The 16,767-nt window shown below is 33.8% G+C and carries 12 protein-coding genes; 5 read left to right on the top strand and 7 right to left on the bottom strand.

The window, feature by feature from the left end:
• Positions 1-129: 129 nt before the first annotated feature.
• The gene (gene ccsA / locus Z053_RS0110340; RefSeq protein WP_025664941.1) at positions 130-3,315 is read right to left on the bottom strand and encodes a cytochrome c biogenesis protein; all 3,186 of its coding nucleotides are present in this window, start codon (positions 3,313-3,315) and stop codon (positions 130-132) included.
• 238 nt (positions 3,316-3,553) lie between these two features.
• Positions 3,554-4,882 carry a hypothetical protein gene (locus Z053_RS0110335; RefSeq protein WP_206539209.1) on the bottom strand — a complete coding sequence of 443 codons (1,329 nt, stop codon included), beginning with the start codon at positions 4,880-4,882 and terminating at the stop codon, positions 3,554-3,556.
• Positions 4,883-5,185: 303 nt separating this feature from the next.
• Between Z053_RS0110335 and Z053_RS0110330 the strand changes: the two genes are divergently transcribed.
• From Z053_RS0110330 to Z053_RS0110320, 3 genes are read left to right on the top strand one after another with little or no spacing between them, the layout of a single operon-like run.
• On the top strand, positions 5,186-5,950 hold the full coding sequence (locus Z053_RS0110330) for a Rossmann-like and DUF2520 domain-containing protein (RefSeq protein WP_025664939.1): 765 nt from the start codon (positions 5,186-5,188) through the stop codon (positions 5,948-5,950).
• Positions 5,934-6,458 (top strand): KdsC family phosphatase, encoded by a 525-nt coding sequence (locus Z053_RS0110325; protein ID WP_025664938.1) that lies wholly within the window; start codon positions 5,934-5,936, stop codon positions 6,456-6,458. The genes Z053_RS0110330 and Z053_RS0110325 overlap by 17 nt, the downstream gene beginning before the upstream one ends.
• Before the next feature lie 48 nt (positions 6,459-6,506).
• A complete protein-coding gene (locus Z053_RS0110320; protein ID WP_025664937.1) occupies positions 6,507-7,076 on the top strand; it encodes a non-canonical purine NTP diphosphatase in 570 nt (189 codons plus the stop codon).
• 1 nt (position 7,077) lies between these two features.
• On the opposite strand, the gene Z053_RS0110315 is transcribed toward Z053_RS0110320, so the two are convergent.
• The gene (locus Z053_RS0110315; RefSeq protein WP_025664936.1) at positions 7,078-7,710 is read right to left on the bottom strand and encodes a CPBP family intramembrane glutamic endopeptidase; all 633 of its coding nucleotides are present in this window, start codon (positions 7,708-7,710) and stop codon (positions 7,078-7,080) included.
• A gap of 862 nt (positions 7,711-8,572) precedes the next feature.
• On the opposite strand from Z053_RS0110315, the gene nhaC reads away from it, so the two are divergent.
• Both nhaC and Z053_RS30045 read left to right on the top strand, forming a co-directional pair.
• On the top strand, positions 8,573-10,057 hold the full coding sequence (gene nhaC / locus Z053_RS0110310; RefSeq protein WP_025664935.1) for a Na+/H+ antiporter NhaC: 1,485 nt from the start codon (positions 8,573-8,575) through the stop codon (positions 10,055-10,057).
• A gap of 299 nt (positions 10,058-10,356) precedes the next feature.
• Positions 10,357-11,604 (top strand): S8 family serine peptidase, encoded by a 1,248-nt coding sequence (locus Z053_RS30045; RefSeq protein ID WP_025664934.1) that lies wholly within the window; start codon positions 10,357-10,359, stop codon positions 11,602-11,604.
• A 287-nt stretch (positions 11,605-11,891) separates the two neighbouring features.
• Here Z053_RS30045 and Z053_RS0110300 read toward each other — a convergent pair whose 3' ends face one another.
• From Z053_RS0110300 to Z053_RS0110285, 4 genes are read right to left on the bottom strand one after another with little or no spacing between them, the layout of a single operon-like run.
• The gene (locus Z053_RS0110300; protein ID WP_025664933.1) at positions 11,892-12,449 is read right to left on the bottom strand and encodes an OsmC family protein; all 558 of its coding nucleotides are present in this window, start codon (positions 12,447-12,449) and stop codon (positions 11,892-11,894) included.
• Between the two features lie 30 nt (positions 12,450-12,479).
• Positions 12,480-14,297: a trans-sulfuration enzyme family protein gene (locus Z053_RS0110295; RefSeq protein ID WP_025664932.1), complete on the bottom strand. Its 1,818-nt coding sequence runs from the start codon at positions 14,295-14,297 to the stop codon at positions 12,480-12,482.
• A 13-nt stretch (positions 14,298-14,310) separates the two neighbouring features.
• Positions 14,311-15,753, bottom strand: coding sequence for an aldehyde dehydrogenase family protein (locus Z053_RS0110290; RefSeq protein WP_051476025.1), 1,443 nt, complete (start codon positions 15,751-15,753; stop codon positions 14,311-14,313).
• 3 nt (positions 15,754-15,756) lie between these two features.
• Entirely contained in the window at positions 15,757-16,767 is a 1,011-nt protein-coding gene (locus tag Z053_RS0110285; RefSeq protein ID WP_025664930.1) for a homoserine dehydrogenase, read from the bottom strand.

The following is a 16,767-nucleotide window of genomic DNA, read 5'->3' as shown; positions in this document are numbered from 1 at the left end:
AATCTTCTTAAAATTATTTTTAGTAGTCACAGAGAATATGTAACTCTATCTTTTAATATAAAATCACAAGACGAGTATCAAAATATCACAGAAATGAATTTTGGGAACCTTATAAAATAAAAGACATGATTATTTTTCTGTAGAAATTGCTTTTTTATTTTTCTTATAATGCACCTTGTTTCTCCAATATGAAACTATGCCTAGTAGAGCTAAAAAAGCGATAGAGTAATAGACTGCATTAGGCGTAATTACTTTATCACCACTAGCATATGAATGCAATCCTTTGAGGTAAAAATTAACACCAAAGTATGTCATTAAAATACTATATACTGCGATAATAGAGGCCAGGTTAAACCACCATCTTCCTCTCAGGCCAGGAACTAATCTCATATGTATCACAAAGGCATACACCATAATACTTATCAAAGCCCATGTTTCTTTTGGATCCCAACCCCAATAGCGTCCCCAACTCTCATTGGCCCACATCCCTCCCAGGAAGTTACCAATAGTAAGCATTACTAACCCAATAGTAAGTGCCATCTCATTAATAATAGTTATCTCTTTAATATTAAGATCCATTCGTTTCTTATTAGATTCTGTCGTTAATATTATTAATAACAGTGATAGGATTCCTAAAATTGCTCCAACAAAGAATGGTCCATAGCTACCTACAATAATAGATACATGAATCAATACCCAATATGAATCTAATACAGGTTGTAAATTTGCAATTGCAGGATCTGTCCAGTTTTCATGAGCAAAAAACAAGATGATTGCAGCCACAAAAGTGGTAGCTGCAATGGTAAGGTTACTTCTTTTTCCAAAAGCAAGACCAATTGCCAGCGTTGTCCATCCAACATAAATCATAGATTCATATGCATCACTCCATGGTGCATGTCCCGAGACATACCAACGTATTATCAATCCCGAAGTGTGTAGAATAAAAAGAAGAATAACGATACCAATTGCACTATTTACTAAAGCTCTTACAATTTTAGAATCCTTAAATATTCTAACAATTACAAAGATCATTAGTAGTAAGCCTATTACTCCATAGTATCGATATAGTGTTCTAAAAATATCATATTTATTCAGTACAATTTCTGCTTTGATTTTTTTATCTGTTGGTAGTACTTCATTTCCAAATTTTTTCTGAAAACTTTTAATACTTTCAATATATTGATCAGGTTTGCTATAATCCCCTGTTTTTCTTGCATCTCGTAATGATTGGCGATAAATCGGAATGATCTGTCTGGTGTATACCGAATCCATTCCGCTAAATTTAAATTCATTTAGCTCGGGCATAGAAACCCATTTGTTTCCTTCATCACCCGGAACCGGAAAAACTCTTAAAATCCCTCCTCCTAAAGCTTGATTAAGTAAATAAAATTTTTCATGAGTTTTAAGAAAATCTTTTTCAAAACTACTCGGGGTATTTGTGCTACTTGCTTTTTCTAAATAAGGAGCTAGCTTATACGACCCGTCTGGTTCTACAAGATCTATTAAAGATACTCTTCTTTCGGTTTTCGGAACTCCTAATATCTTACGTATACTATCATTTTCTCTTTTAATTTCTATAATTGGCATACTGTACCAGATAAATGGATTTTCTACCATCGATACAAACACCTGGTCTGCATTTAAACCTTTATAGGTATCTTTTTTACTAAGTTTACGCAATAATTCTGAGGAAAAAGTATTTACAGGTTTCATTCTCCCTCTTTCATCCTGTATCACTATACTTCCAAACTTAGCCGCATGAGCAGCAGGAACAACATTGGCTAAAATAACCGAGTCTAATTGTGCCTTACTAGGTAACGATGGTAAGTGATTTGCATGATCAGGCTGAGGTTGGTCTTGCGCAAAAGAAAAAGTAGATACTATTAATGCCAAAAATATGGTTAATGCTTTTTTCTTTTTCTTTATTTTACTCAATTTATCTTCTATTTCCTTAAAACGTGATCCTTTGGTAAAAAGAATTAACATTAATCCTAAATATAATAGCATGTACCCTAGGTAAGTAATCCAGGTACCCCAACGGTCATGATTTACAGAAAGCACAGTTCCCTTTTCATCTGGATCAAAAGAAGCTTGAAAAAACCTATATCCTTTATGATCTAGTACATGGTTCATATAAATATCATATGGTTTAGAAGAATTTCCTTCTACAATATCAACCTTACTCTTAAAAGATTTATAAACATTTTGTGTCCCGGGAAATTTTTCGGCGATAAAGTCATTCAATTTTAATGCAAAAGGCAATTCCATTTGCTTAGAGCCATAACTAAAATACATATCCAAACCTCCTAATGAGATTTTGGTCATATCGTTATTATACCCTTTTCCTCCCAATAGCTTAACGTCTTTGGTTTCTCCATTGGTAGAGATACTTAATACCAAGGCATCTTCCTGTCCTTTGTCTTTAACTTCTATAGGAACTACATCATACTTACCAGTAATTACAGGATCAGGAATTACAAATTGCATTCCGGCAGTTTGGTACAGTGATCTAAGCATTAAAGGTTGAAGACTATCTTTAAATACTAATCCTTGCATCTGATCTGCCATTCTTAAAAATGACCCATCAAAAGGAGATTCTATAAAGTAATCATCATTTTTATAGGTAATATTTATTGCTCCTTTGGTCGGTTTATTAAAACTAACCAATATATTATGAATATTAGAAACTTCTCCTTCTCTTAGAAAATGATCATGACGATTACCATCTCCTGCTTCTACAACTTTAAGATAGTTCTCTCCATCTTCTGTCTCAACTAATCCCATTTCTGCTCCTTGGATATAGTTTTGATATGTTATTGTAACGGGTTGCCTATTATAATCGGTATGAATAGTAAAATCATTAGTAGTTGCTTCTGCTAACTCTAATGCTTCTGTAATGATACGTCTTCGGGGTTCTCCATTAATTTCTCCATCCAGAAAAACAGATAAATATGTTTTTTCAGAAAGAAAAATAGATGTAGTTTCACCTTCCCTAATGGGCATAACGCCTTCATAGCTTATATATCGAGTAACAAAAGCTCCTATGATAATTAAAATAAAAGATAAATGAAGTAATAATGTTGCCCATTTATCTTTCTTATATAATTTGTAACGTACAATATTTCCGCAGAAATTAATAACAAAAAACACCATAATAGCCTCAAACCACCATGTATTATACACCCAAATTCTGGCGGCTGTGGTTCCGTGTGCATCTTCTAAAAACGTTCCTACTCCCATAGAAAACGCAAAAACAATAAATAAAACTGCCATTAATCGTGTGGAGAACAAAATACTCGCTAGCTTATCTTGCATAGTAACCTTTCTTTTTTTGCTGGGCAAATTTACTATTTTTAGAAGGATAATGTACCATGATCGCCTTTTGATTTTATGGTTTTAACAGAAGTATAAGTATAACCGATATTACTTTTTCGTTTTTTATAGAAAGATGTCATATTCTATATACATTTAATGCTAGCTACTTCTAGGAAAAACATCAAAAAAACAAGACCAAAATCTATTATGAATATAGAATTTGGCCTTTTTATTTCTTTTATAGCGCTTTTAGATATTCGACCAGATCATCTTGTTCCTGATTTGATAACCCTAAACCAAAATGATCGTTATAATGTATAACCACATCATTTAGGGTAGTAAATCTCCCATCATGAAAAAAACCATTACCATTAGATTTAACAAACACTCCTCTTAATGGTGGTGTTCTGTACATTTCTGTGGGAGATCTCTTTGCTTCAAAGTCATCAATCCCAATTTCTTCTGGAGTATGTAATATATTGTCTGCAAAAGCACGCCCAGAATGACAAGAAATACAATTCGCTTTGCCTTCAAACAATATTTTACCACGAATCGCCGAAGTCTCATCATAACTATCAGGATCTGGAGTCGGGGCTAGTATTGATAATTGATATTCTCGTAAGCTTTCCAGTTTCGAATCTACCATGTCTACGGGTGCGCTAACATCAAACAGTCCTCTTTCTACTGCAAGTGGAAATTTTTCGGGATCATTTAATCTTTGATCAGAAAAATTTCCTTGTCCTCCCATGACCAAAACGCCAATAAATCTATTCCAATAGGACACCTCACCCCAACCAGTATATGTTTCATGGGTTATTCCTTGTAACCCATAAGCTGGGGGTATTACCAATGTTGCTAATTCTCCGTTAGGTTTTGTTACTTTTCCATCCATTAATAATGTGGGAGCAAATCTTCCTGGGCCCCATGCGTTAACAACACTATTAAAAGCTTCGACATCAACACTCAAAATAGCTGCAAGAGGAGCATTTTTAACAAATCCCAGAATAGCTCCGACGTTAAGATCCGTATTTGCCCAACCATCTTTTCTTGTTCCAATTCCAGAAGTAAATGAGTCATCTACTGTAGAATGACATAAAGCACATGTGATTCCTACAGAGGTTAATTTTTTATTTTCATCAAAGCTTCCTTTTACGCCAACAACAGCATCTAGATCTAACAAAGCTACTGTGGTCATTGGGTCTGTTAAATCAATACTTCCATCTGTAATACCATCGACTACAGCTTGTGGTAATACTTCTGCATCTACTTTAAGTCCTATTGTTAAAGCTGTAGTTGGGTCAAGACCAGGCCCAAACCCACCATTGGCTGCTCCCAAAATAGCTTTATCTAACTCTAATAAATCTGTCCATTGCGCCTCACTTCCAAAAGTATCATGCCTAAAAATTTCTTTTCCCTCGGCAACCAAAGCCGGATCCAAATTAAGTTCTATCGGAGGTGGTATTACCAATTCTTTTGGTATTGGAATTAAATCATCATCCTTACATTGAGTAAAAAGTATACTAATGCCAAAGAGCATCAGAAAGAATATTGTTTTTCTTAGTTTCATAGCGTTCATTTTTAATGAATTATGTAAAAGTTTTAATTATTTATGTAGTATTGATTTTTACGAGTTTTTCACTATTGTATTAACTACACGAGGATCTATTGTAAACCTTAGATAAATGCATGTAAAAAAGGTTACAAAATTTTGCGTTTTTTTAAACCAGGCCTAATTTTGATGAGTTATACTCCTGAAATATTTTTATTATGGATTATTATGAATACCGCCTTTTACTATAGAACTTATTTAAAATAAAAATGAAAAAATGGATTACTCTGCTTTTTAAGGGAACTTCCTTATTTTAGCCAAATGATTAGAGTTATAATTCTTGGTGCCGGTAATGTAGCTAAACACTTGTATACTGCTTTTTATAATCAAAAATCGGTAGAAGTTGTACAGTGTTATAATCGTAAAGGGTTACTGTTACATCCTAACCAGAAAGAAAACACTATTACACAAGATTTTAGCTCTATACAAGAAGCTGATATTTATATTCTGGCGGTGAGTGATGATGCAATTGAAAAGGTTTCTTATCTATTACCTTTTACAAATAAACTTATTGTTCATACCTCTGGCAGTGTTCCTATGAATGCCCTGATAAATACCAATAGAAGAGGTGTTTTTTATCCTTTACAAACATTTAGCAAAGATAAAGCTGTTGATTTTAGTGCTATTCCTTTTTGTTTGGAAGCTGAAAATGAAACCGATCTTACGCTATTAAAAAAATTAAGCACTACCCTTTCTGAAAAGGTATATGAAATTTCTTCAGAACAGCGTAATATACTTCATGTTTCTGCTGTATTCGTAAATAATTTTACAAATTATTTGTTTTCAACAGCAAACGATATTTGTAATGAACACGATGTTCCTTTTGAAATTTTGCATCCTTTGATTTTGGAGACTGCTCAAAAAATCACAAAAATGAATCCTGATCTGGCTCAAACAGGGCCAGGGATACGTAATGATTCTAAAACGATAAACAGGCATTTAAAAATAATAACAGATACTACACAACAAAAACTATATAAAACCCTTACCAAAGCAATACAATCTAAATATGGAAAAAAGTTATAAAGAATACCTGCAGCATATTACCACCTTTATTTTTGATGTAGATGGAGTACTTACCGATGGTACTGTCATTATCAATACCGATGGACAACTGCTAAGAACAATGAATATTAAAGATGGGTACGCTTTGAAAACTGCAATACAACAGGGTTTTAAAGTATGTATTATTTCTGGAGGAAAAAATGAAGGTGTTCGTCAACGCTTAAAAGGCTTAGGAATAACAGATATATATCTTGGAGCGCATCACAAAGTAGAACAACTAAATGAATATCTCGAAACTAATAATATCAACATAAAAAATGTATTATATATGGGTGATGATATTCCTGATTTACCAGTTATGAAAATGGTAGGCTTACCAACTTGCCCTCAAGACGCAGTGGCAGAAGTAAAAGAAGCTTCTAAATATGTGTCCTATAAAAAAGGAGGTAAAGGATGTGCAAGAGATGTTATCGAACAGGTACTCAAAGTCCAGGAGAAATGGGTATTAGATTTTGATGCAAAAGCATAACGAGAACATATTTTTTTGAAAACTATACATTTGAAATTACACATCTAAATGAAAATCGTATTTGCTACCAATAATCTTAATAAAATAAAAGAAGTACAAGCATTACTGCCTCCTACTATCCAAATAGTAGGGCTTAGTGATATAGGTTGCATAGAAGATATCCCCGAAACTTCTACAACTATTGAAGGTAATGCAATGCAAAAAGCTAATTATATCAAAGAGCATTATGGGTTTGATTGTTTTGCCGATGATACAGGGCTTGAAGTCGAATCGTTGCATGGTGCTCCCGGAGTATACTCTGCAAGGTATGCTGGTGAAGCCAAAGATGCTAATGCAAATATGGATAAACTTTTAAAAGAGTTAAAAGAAAAAGAAAATCGTAAGGCACAGTTTAAAACTGTAATCGCCTTGGTATCAAACGGAAAAGTCAAAACATTTACAGGAATATGCCCTGGTTTTATTACCGAAGATAAAAGAGGAAAAGGAGGTTTTGGGTATGATCCAGTTTTTTTACCCGATGGGTATACCGAAACATTTGCCGAACTTTCTTTATCAGAAAAAAACAAGATTGGTCATCGTGGAAAAGCAGTACGCCAGCTTATCGAGTATTTTTTGTGATTTATCCAGGGCCAGGAAAGGCTAACATCTCTCCCATGCCAACAGTAAATAACCAATTACCATAAATAGCATGTTCTATAGAGACTAAGGTAGTGGATTTTGTTTTTTGGTAAGTATAAGCAAATAACAAACCGCCAACAAAAGTTAATACTTGTACTAAAAAGCTACTCAAAAAAAGATGAGCTAAAGAAAAAAGGATTGCGTTTATAAAAATAAACAACCACTTATTACTAATCAGATTTTCATAACGCTCATAAAAAAAGGTTCTATATATAATCTCCTGTGGCCAAACAGACAAAAATGTATATACAAAAAGAATAATTATCCATAACCCTGGTCTTTTTATAAGTACAGAAAACAACTTATCTGGAGCAATTAGAAAGACATATAGCCCAGTTATTATCGCAATAATCCCAAACTTAACTATAATTTCTTTCCAAAAAGGTTTCCAATATTCTTTAACAGGAAACTTCAATCTCAACAGTCCTTTCTTTTTAAGAAGGACAAGAATATAAACAAACCCCAAAACGGTAGGTATGACTTTAAAAAGAAAGTGAGAATCTAATAAAAAGCTTATCGGTAGTAATACAAAAAAACAAAATAACTCTAAGCCTTTATATGTGTTAGTTTCCATCCTATTAGTTTTCGACTAATTTCAATATAAAAAATGAAACCTACACTATCAAAATCGTATTGAAATTAAAATAACGATTTTTTAACTATACCAACACATTATATTATATCCATAATAAAAAAAGCCTCTGGGGTATGAGGCTTATTAGGGTTTGGGGCGAAATTAATTTGGGCAAAAAAGACTAATTCTAGTTCAATGGGCTAATCAATATTTTAACTTCTTTATATTTTTTCTTTTTGATACTTCAAAAGTATGTTGTTATCATCATAATCTTACAAAACAACCTCATCAAAAGTAATAAAATATCGACAAAATACCAAAAAACAAGACAAAATACATATTTCATTTAACATATAATTATAATTATATTATAATCAGCTCATTAAATATCGTATGTGAATTAAAATGAAGGTTAAAAAAATCAAAGAAACAAGTACATCAATATGATCAAATAAAACTCATAAAACATCTTACATGAATATTTACAAAAAGCAAAAAGCCTCTGGGTATGAGGCTTATTAGGTTTAGTGGATAAAACAACTCATCAGAATTATTTTATTGGGACAAAAAAAGTCGCAAAACAATCAAAAAAAATCCAATTTTTCTCTTACTCTTCTTCTTTCACATTTCAAAAGTACAACACATTACAAATTTTATGATAAAATCACCATATGATAAAATTAAAAATATCGGCAAAATGCATAAAAACAAGATAAAAAGCACATTCCTGTTATTTTAAATTAATATTTTATACTCTTACTCCTTTTATTTTTAGGTTTGAACGTAATTAAACTCAATGCAGACGTTGCATAGCTTTTATTAATATCGTAACATTACATCCATAAAATTTCGAATTTAGCATATGGAAAGTCAAAACATCACACCTACCGATCCCCAAAACGAAGATATTATTGAGAATAAAGAATTAAACATCTGGGAAGCTTTGATCCCAATTATAGCATTGGTTATTATGCTATTCTTTAATGTCTATTATATTTATGGAGATGAAGCAATTAGCGGAAGTAATCAGTTTGTTTTGCTTTTGGGAGCTGCAGTAGCAGCGATAGTAGGGTTTTATAATAAGGTAACTTATAAACAAATGATGGAAGAAGTTGCCAAAAATATAAAATCAACCTCTAGTGCACTAATTATACTATTACTAGTGGGATCATTAGCAGGAACCTGGTTGATTAGCGGTATTATCCCAACCATGATTTATTATGGTTTACAAATTCTTAATCCAACTATTTTTCTGGCTGCCTGTGTAATTATTTGTGCCATCATATCTATTGCAACAGGTAGTTCCTGGACTACTTCTGCAACTGTAGGTATTGCACTTATTGGTATTGGTGACACCTTGGGAATCTCTCTCGGAATGACAGCAGGTGCTGTAATCTCTGGCGCTTATTTTGGAGATAAAATGTCTCCCTTATCCGATACTACTAATTTAGCTCCTGCAATGGCTGGTGGGGAATTATTTTCTCATATAAAGTATATGGCGTATACAACTATACCAACTATAGTAATCACACTATTGGTTTTTATTGTTATAGGATTTACAATTGATACATCTGGAACTCCGGAAATTAGTGAGCAATTACATGTTATTGATAATGCTTTTAATATTTCTCCCTGGTTATTTATTGTTCCTGTTTTGATTATCGGTTTAATTATTAAAAAAACACCTCCAGTGGTTGCCTTACTTATAGGTACGTTGCTTGGCGCTATTGCTGCCGTTATTGCTCAACCAGAAATTGTAACGACCGTTGCCGGTAGTGACGAATTCACATTTAATTCTGCATATAAAGGAGTGATGAATGCAATAACAACAAAAACATCAATACAGACATCTAATGCCGAACTTACTAAGCTCTTTACTTCTAAAGGAATGGTTGGAATGTTAAATACAATTTGGTTAATACTATGTGCAATGGTATTTGGTGGTGTGATGGATGCGATTGGAGCACTAGCTAGAATTAGTAAAGCTTTATTGAATTTATTCGATTCGGTATTTGGCCTTTTTGCCAGTACGGTAGTAAGCTGCCTTGCACTAAATGTAACTGCGTCTGACCAATATTTAGCTATCGTAGTACCAGGAAGAATGTATGCCAAAGCTTATAAAGATAAAGGACTAGCACCAGAAAACCTTAGTCGTACTCTAGAGGATTCGGGAACTGTTACTTCGGTTCTAATTCCCTGGAATACTTGTGGAGCTTATCAAAGTGGAGTACTTAATGTACCTGTATTAGACTATTTCTTTTTTGCTATTTTTAACTGGCTTAGTCCATTTATGACACTACTTTTTGCTGCTTTCAGAATTAAAATAAAGCAGTTAGCTAAAAGCTAACAACTATTAAACAACATATAAAAAAAGCACATTGTTCTCAATGTGTTTTTTTTATTCCCATATGTTTTATAAAGCATGTTCACTCAGAATAAATTCGAAATAGAAGAAAAGTAAAAACCTATTAAACAACACATTACATAGCAGCACCTTGGCTCATTTAGCCCTAATAAAATTCGAATATCGTATTAAAAAACCTTCTTTTTTAGAATAGTTTTCAGTTTTTAACAAAAAAACTAAGAATACAATTGCCAAACATATGTATTTATAGATTTTTGAAACCTTAACATAAACTTAATATTATGAAAACAATTCAAAAAATTATTCGCATTAAAATGGTTCTAATCATGTTTGGAATCGCAACTTTTTTAAATTCTTGTTCTAAAGAAGAAGTTTCTGAAGAACTATCAACAGAAAATCCTTCTACAGATATTAGTGCTGCACAAGCGGTTCCTAATAGCTATATTATTGTTTTTAAAGAGGATGAAAAATTAAAAAAGAACAAACAAAAAGTAACCCAAAAAGCATCCGGTACTTTATCTAAGTACAAAATTTCTTCGGATAAAATGAAATTTGTTTACGAAACTGCGATACAGGGATTTAACGTTGATGGTATTTCTACAAAAGAAGTAGAGTTACTTAAAAACGATCCTGACATTCTTGCTGTAGAACCGAATTACATTGAGAGGTTAGACGTTACCGTAGAGCAAGGAGTAATGCCTACTGTAACAACAGGAAAAGACTCTAATAAGGCTGCGGCTACCACTGGTTATTATGAAACCGGAGGAGATTATGTAGACTGGGGGGTTGTAAGAGTTGGAGGATACACCTACTCTACCGGAAAAACAGCATGGGTTCTGGATAGCGGTGTGTATGCTCACCCTGATCTTAACATCGATTATAATCGTAGTACCACTTTTGTAGATAACAATTGGGGAGACAGAAATGGTCATGGTACTCACGTGGCAGGAACCATTGGTGCAATGCACAATGGAGATGGTGTTGTTGGAGTTGCTCCAGGAGCTACAATTGTTGCGGTAAAAGTATTAAGTGATAGTGGATCCGGAACACAAGCGCAAATCATTGCAGGAATCAATTATGTTGCTAATAATGCTAGTTATGGTGATGTATGGAACTATAGCATAGGATTTACCAGTAGAACAATTAGTGTAGCTTACGAAACTGCTTTCAGAAACTTAGCAAAAACTACATTTGGAGCTATGGCTGCAGGCAATAATAATGATGATGTACAATATTACTCACCACAAAGAGCATATATCGAAGGATGCTGGGTAGTTGGAAACATGACTAATACAGATGCTGCTGCAGGTGGTTCTAGCTACGGAGACAATGTACATGCATGGGCTCCGGGAACAAGAATCTGGTCTTGTGGTATAGGCGGTAACGAATTTGCACTAAAATCTGGTACTTCAATGGCTTCTCCTCATTTGGCAGGTATATTACTTGTTAATGGAACTGGTAAGATTTTTACTGATGGTAATGTTAGTAAAGGAGGATATACTGCTCCTATAGGGGTTGCAAAAAAATAAAAATATTTTAATGATATTATTTCAGAAATTGGTTAATTGTAAATAAGCAAACTTGGTTGTTTGTGTATTCTGTAAAAGGCTGTTTAAAATTTTAAACAGCCTTTTCAATTTACCATATGTACACCACAAAAATTTACATGGTATCAAGACGAGTTGATTTATCATCCTATAGCATAACAGGATTTACTTGATATTTTTGGTTTCTATAATATTAAAAGGCTGTATGAAAATTTCATACAGCCTTTCTTTATTTACCGCCAAAAACGGGTAAATTCAAACTAAACTAACTAATTTTTTACCATTGTAGGGTTAACTACCAGGCTAGAAATCATTTTCACTTTGTTTGATACAGTAGCATAGTTTGGTGAAAATTGGATAACCTGATCTGCAATTTCTTTAAAATCCTGCTCTGTACCGTTTCCTTCAACAGTAAAGCAATATTCTATTGCATCATATCCTACAGGAGAAGTTTCGTTTATCCCCAAAAATCCTTGTAAATCTAAAGTTGATTTTATCTCTAATGAAACTCCTTCTAATTCGATTCCTTTTATTGAAGCCATAGCTACAAAAGTTACCATCATACAACCCGAAAGTCCTCCTAATAAATAGTCCTGAGGTGTTGGAGAAGAATGTTCTCCTAATAGTTGTTCTGGCTCGTCTATAACAAAAGAAAAACTATGAGGTATCTTCTCATCTCCAAGCTGTAATGCATTGGTTTCAACCCCTACTTTTGTTCCTCCTAACCAGGTCGCTTTAATACCTCCAGAATACATTCCATTCTTAGGATCTTGTTCAACTGTATTTTTATAAGTCCCTAAGGCCTCTAAATTAATTCCGTTAATCATAATTGTTTAAAGTTTTAATTGTTAATGTATTTAATTTAAGTATCCGTGATCTATTAACTGTTGTTGTACTTCCATATATGTATCTGCATATAATTTATCTACTTCATTTCGGGATAAGAAAGAACTAGAGAATCCTGGTTTTTCTGGATCTATCATTAGTTTTACAGATTGCATGAAGTGTTGTATCAATTCTTTTGGGTTTTCATTACCTACAGATACTCTCATTGTTGTTTTATGGATACCTGCCTCTAGAAGAGCATCTTTATTTAACTCAGAATGAGATGTAAATGCAGGGCATAGAAGTGTAGTATTAATCTGCCCTAAACTTACCTGAAGACCAAATGCGGGAGCTAACGTATCAAAGAACATTTTAAATGACTTATCTGATACTTTTGCTTTTTCAAAATCAATAGTAAATAAAGGCGAAGCTAATTGATACTTACTAATCTTCTTCATAATACTATGATTATGGTTGTTTTCTAATCCATTACAGTGTACTGTAATACCAGGATTAGAGTCAAAGAATTTAGCCAATACCAAAGTATTTACACATTTTTGAACCATTCTCATGCTTAGTGTTTTCATACCAGACAACACCTCGAATGCGGTATCAGAATCTAAGAAAGCGCCTTTAATATAGTATACATTCCAGAATAAAGTTTCATCCCATTTTATTCCATCTACTTCGTCTCCTTTTGGCAAGAACATTAAGTTATTTTTACCTATAATACCTCCTGCTATTGCATTACCAGATCCGGTAATATCTTTGGTATAGCTATGGAATAAAAAATCTGGTCTACATTCTTCATCTTCATGTTGTAATGGTTTGATTAAAAACGGTGTTGCTACAGTACCATCTAACATTACCGTTGCTCCATTTTGTTTAGAAATTTTACAAATAGCGGGCACATCCAGCATATAACCATGAGGGTTACAAGGGGATTCCATATAGACATGCAATTTGTTACCAGAAGAAAGAATATCCTTATAATCCTCTTTTGCTTTTTCTAATACTGGTTTAAAATCTTCAATAGAATATCCATCAAACCAAACCACATTAATGGCAAACTTATTCTTTTTAGCAAAAAAATCTTCGATTAACTGGTAAACCCCTCCGTAGATATTTCTAGAAAGTATAAGAACATCTCCATGGTTTAATACATTACTTAATAACGCATCTACAGCCGCCATACCGCTATTAAAATTCCATGCGGTATACTCATCTGCATATTTACCTGCTTCTATATGCACCATATGAGTAGCCAAAGCCATAGAGGTAGGATTCAATAATCTAGAGTATATATGATGTATTGATTCTTTACCATTAAAAGCATCATCAACCCATTCTGTACAAGAGTAATCGTATGTAGAAGTACGTGCGATTACTGGAGTTGCAGAAAATAAGGCTGCAATATTATTAAATAAAGGATGAGGTCCTTTGGCTTGTAAAGATTCGTCTGATTGCCCTAAAGACTGATAGGTTTTGCTTAGCGGATTTTGTAATGTTTCTAATACTTTTGCTATCTGAAAAGATAAAAAACGTTTAGCATTAAAGTACGCTACTTTTTCTCCCTGATCTAGCTTTGCAATTGTATTATTGGTTATTTCCTGTAATTTAGAAATATCTGATTGTGCATGGTAAATATCCATAGCTGCACCTTTCAAAGCTTCTCCATACGCACTATCAACATCAATTTGAAAATGTTCTAACTGCTCGATCGCCAACTCTTCTATGGTTGTGCTTGCCGTAGATTTTCTCCTAGGTGATAACACCTTAGCCATATCCATGTTTCCATTTTTGGTTACGGTTTCATCTGATAACATCTCTATGTTTTCTATACTATTCATATCTATTATTTATTTAAAGGTTAAAACATGCAATTTTAGTTGTGGTCATTTCCCGTATAGCAGATTTTACGCCTTCCCGGCCAATACCACTTTGTTTAATTCCGCCAAAAGGCATCATATCGATTCGGTAATCAGAAGAATCATTAACCATAACTCCACCGCACTGCAATTGGTTAACTGCCTTAAATGCTGCTTCGATCGAATTTGTAAAAATTCCTGCATGTAATCCGTAAGGAGAATCATTACTTGCTTTAATACCTTCTTCTAATGAGCTTATTCTGGAAATTGTTGCTACAGGTCCAAAGATTTCTTGTTTACCATTTAGGGGATGGTCATGGTTTCCTTCGATGAGTGTTGCTTCAAAAGCGTTACCTACCCGGTTTCCTCCACATAAAACCTGGTAACCAGAATTTTTTAAATCGGAAATTGAGTTCTCTATAACACCAATTGCTTCTTGAGTAATAATAGGTCCCATATCTGTATTAGCATCACTTGGGTCACCTATTTTTACTGATTTCGCCAGGGTAATTACTTTTTCTTTGAACGCATCATAGATCGCATCATGAACATACATTCGTTTTACGCCTACACAGTTTTGGCCCGCTGCCCATATCATACCTTCTATGCAGTTTTCTGCAACGGCATCTATATCAACATCATCCATGACTATTACCGGAGAGCTCGAACCAAGTTCCATCGCTACTTTTTTAATTCCAGCAGCTTTTATGATCGCCTCTCCGGATTTTGTCCCCCCTGTAAAACTTACCATGTTAATACGCGAGTCTGTAATTAATGTATTCCCAAAATTACTTACCGGCCCGGTTATGATATTTAGAATATGATAAGGTAAACCAGCCTCTAGAAACAACTCACTTAGTTTTATTGCAGAAATTGGAGTGAAATCTGACGGTTTAAGTATAACCGCATTACCCGAGGCTATTGCAGGGCCTAATTTATGAGCCACCAAATTAAGGGGATCATTAAACGGTGTAATTGCAGTAATGATACCAATTGGGTCGTGTACATAATACCCTGTTCTCGAAGCGGCCCCGGCAAATGCGCTAAAAGGCACAGTTTCTCCCGTAAGTCTTTTGGCCTCTTCACTACAAAGAGTTAATGTATTGATACATCTATCTACTTCTTTGGCAGCTTCAATTTTGGTTTTAACTCCCTCGTTTACTATGATTTGAGTAAATTCTTCTTTCCTTTCTTTTAAGAAAACAACTACTCTGGCGATAATTTCACTTCTATCATAAGGTGATAGATTTCTTGATATCTCTTTTCCTAACTCTGCAGATTTTAAAGCCTTCTGCACATGATCTGCATCAGCACAAGAAACAGCGTACATCTCTTTTCCTGAATACGGATTTAATACCGGTAATTTTGTTGAGCTTTCTATCCAATTTTCTCCAATCAACATTTTCATAGTATCAATCTTATCTAAAGTGCTTATCATACCTCAACTATTTTTAATTATAGATAATACATCTGAGAATACAGAGTAACCAGTTTCAAGCTTCCCGGCTCCGGGTCCTGTGACCATAAGTTTTCCTAAATATGCAGTAGAGACTTCTATTGCATTAGTAACACCTCCAATATTTGATAGCGCATCTTCGTTATCCAAAGCTTCTGGCTGTACTCTTGCCTCTATAGCTTTTCCAGTTTTTGTTAAGCTACCTACAAGGCGAATATTTTTCCCTTCTTTTTTTGCAGTATCCAGCTGTTCTTTAGAAATAGTATCTATACCTACGGTAGGTATGTTATCTAATCCCAGATCAACACCAAAAACTTTATGAGAAAGTATAGCTACTTTTCCTCTTGCATCATATCCCTTAACATCATTAGTAGGGTCTGCTTCTGCATATCCTTTTTCCTGAGCAACTCCTAACGCATTTTCAAAAGAGTCTCCCTGAGACATTTTTGATAGTATATAATTACTTGTACCATTAAGAATTCCTCGTATACTTACGATATCATCTCCGGCAAGGCATTCTTCAATTAATGAAAATGTAGGAGTACCACTTAATACAGTACCTTCATATCGTAACATCACCTGATTATCATTTGCTAACTTATTTAGCTCTGTATAATGCAATGCAACCGGTCCTTTATTTGTAGTAACTACATGCTTACCGTTTGTAAGAGCATCTTTGATAAAAGTATATGCAGGATCTCCTGTTGTATAATCACTATATGTTGCCTCTACAATAAGGTCTACACTATCTATTTCAGAAAGAGAGTCTCCATCTTTTAATGAAGTATCACTTATCTTTTCCCCATTATTTAGTTTATCTAAAAGTTCACTAATATTTATTCCCTGGGGATTATATATGTTTCCTCTTGCAATATCTTTGACAGCTACAACCTTGATATCACTTCCAAATTTTTGAGAAATCCAATCTGTTTTTTGTTCCAGAATTTCTAAAAAACCTCTACTTACGGTACCCAACCCTATTATACCTATATTCAT

Origin of the sequence: Aquimarina megaterium XH134 (assembly GCF_000520975.1) — a bacterium.
GTDB lineage: Bacteria > Bacteroidota > Bacteroidia > Flavobacteriales > Flavobacteriaceae > Aquimarina > Aquimarina megaterium.
The sequence above is the reverse complement of the archived record's forward strand: the minus strand, read 5'-3'. Positions and strand labels throughout refer to the sequence as shown.

Excerpts from the sequence above, each read along its gene's own strand:
- ccsA (WP_025664941.1), bottom strand. The coding sequence starts at position 3,315 with ATGCAAGATAAGCTAGCGAGTATTTTGTTCTCCACACGATTAATGGCA.
- Z053_RS0110335 (WP_206539209.1), bottom strand. The coding sequence starts at position 4,882 with ATGAAACTAAGAAAAACAATATTCTTTCTGATGCTCTTTGGCATTAGT.
- Z053_RS0110330 (WP_025664939.1), top strand. The coding sequence starts at position 5,186 with ATGATTAGAGTTATAATTCTTGGTGCCGGTAATGTAGCTAAACACTTG.
- Z053_RS0110325 (WP_025664938.1), top strand. The coding sequence starts at position 5,934 with ATGGAAAAAAGTTATAAAGAATACCTGCAGCATATTACCACCTTTATT.
- Z053_RS0110320 (WP_025664937.1), top strand. The coding sequence starts at position 6,507 with ATGAAAATCGTATTTGCTACCAATAATCTTAATAAAATAAAAGAAGTA.
- Z053_RS0110315 (WP_025664936.1), bottom strand. The coding sequence starts at position 7,710 with ATGGAAACTAACACATATAAAGGCTTAGAGTTATTTTGTTTTTTTGTA.
- nhaC (WP_025664935.1), top strand. The coding sequence starts at position 8,573 with ATGGAAAGTCAAAACATCACACCTACCGATCCCCAAAACGAAGATATT.
- Z053_RS30045 (WP_025664934.1), top strand. The coding sequence starts at position 10,357 with ATGAAAACAATTCAAAAAATTATTCGCATTAAAATGGTTCTAATCATG.
- Z053_RS0110300 (WP_025664933.1), bottom strand. The coding sequence starts at position 12,449 with ATGATTAACGGAATTAATTTAGAGGCCTTAGGGACTTATAAAAATACA.
- Z053_RS0110295 (WP_025664932.1), bottom strand. The coding sequence starts at position 14,297 with ATGAATAGTATAGAAAACATAGAGATGTTATCAGATGAAACCGTAACC.
- Z053_RS0110290 (WP_051476025.1), bottom strand. The coding sequence starts at position 15,753 with ATGATAAGCACTTTAGATAAGATTGATACTATGAAAATGTTGATTGGA.
- Z053_RS0110285 (WP_025664930.1), bottom strand. The coding sequence starts at position 16,767 with ATGAATATAGGTATAATAGGGTTGGGTACCGTAAGTAGAGGTTTTTTA.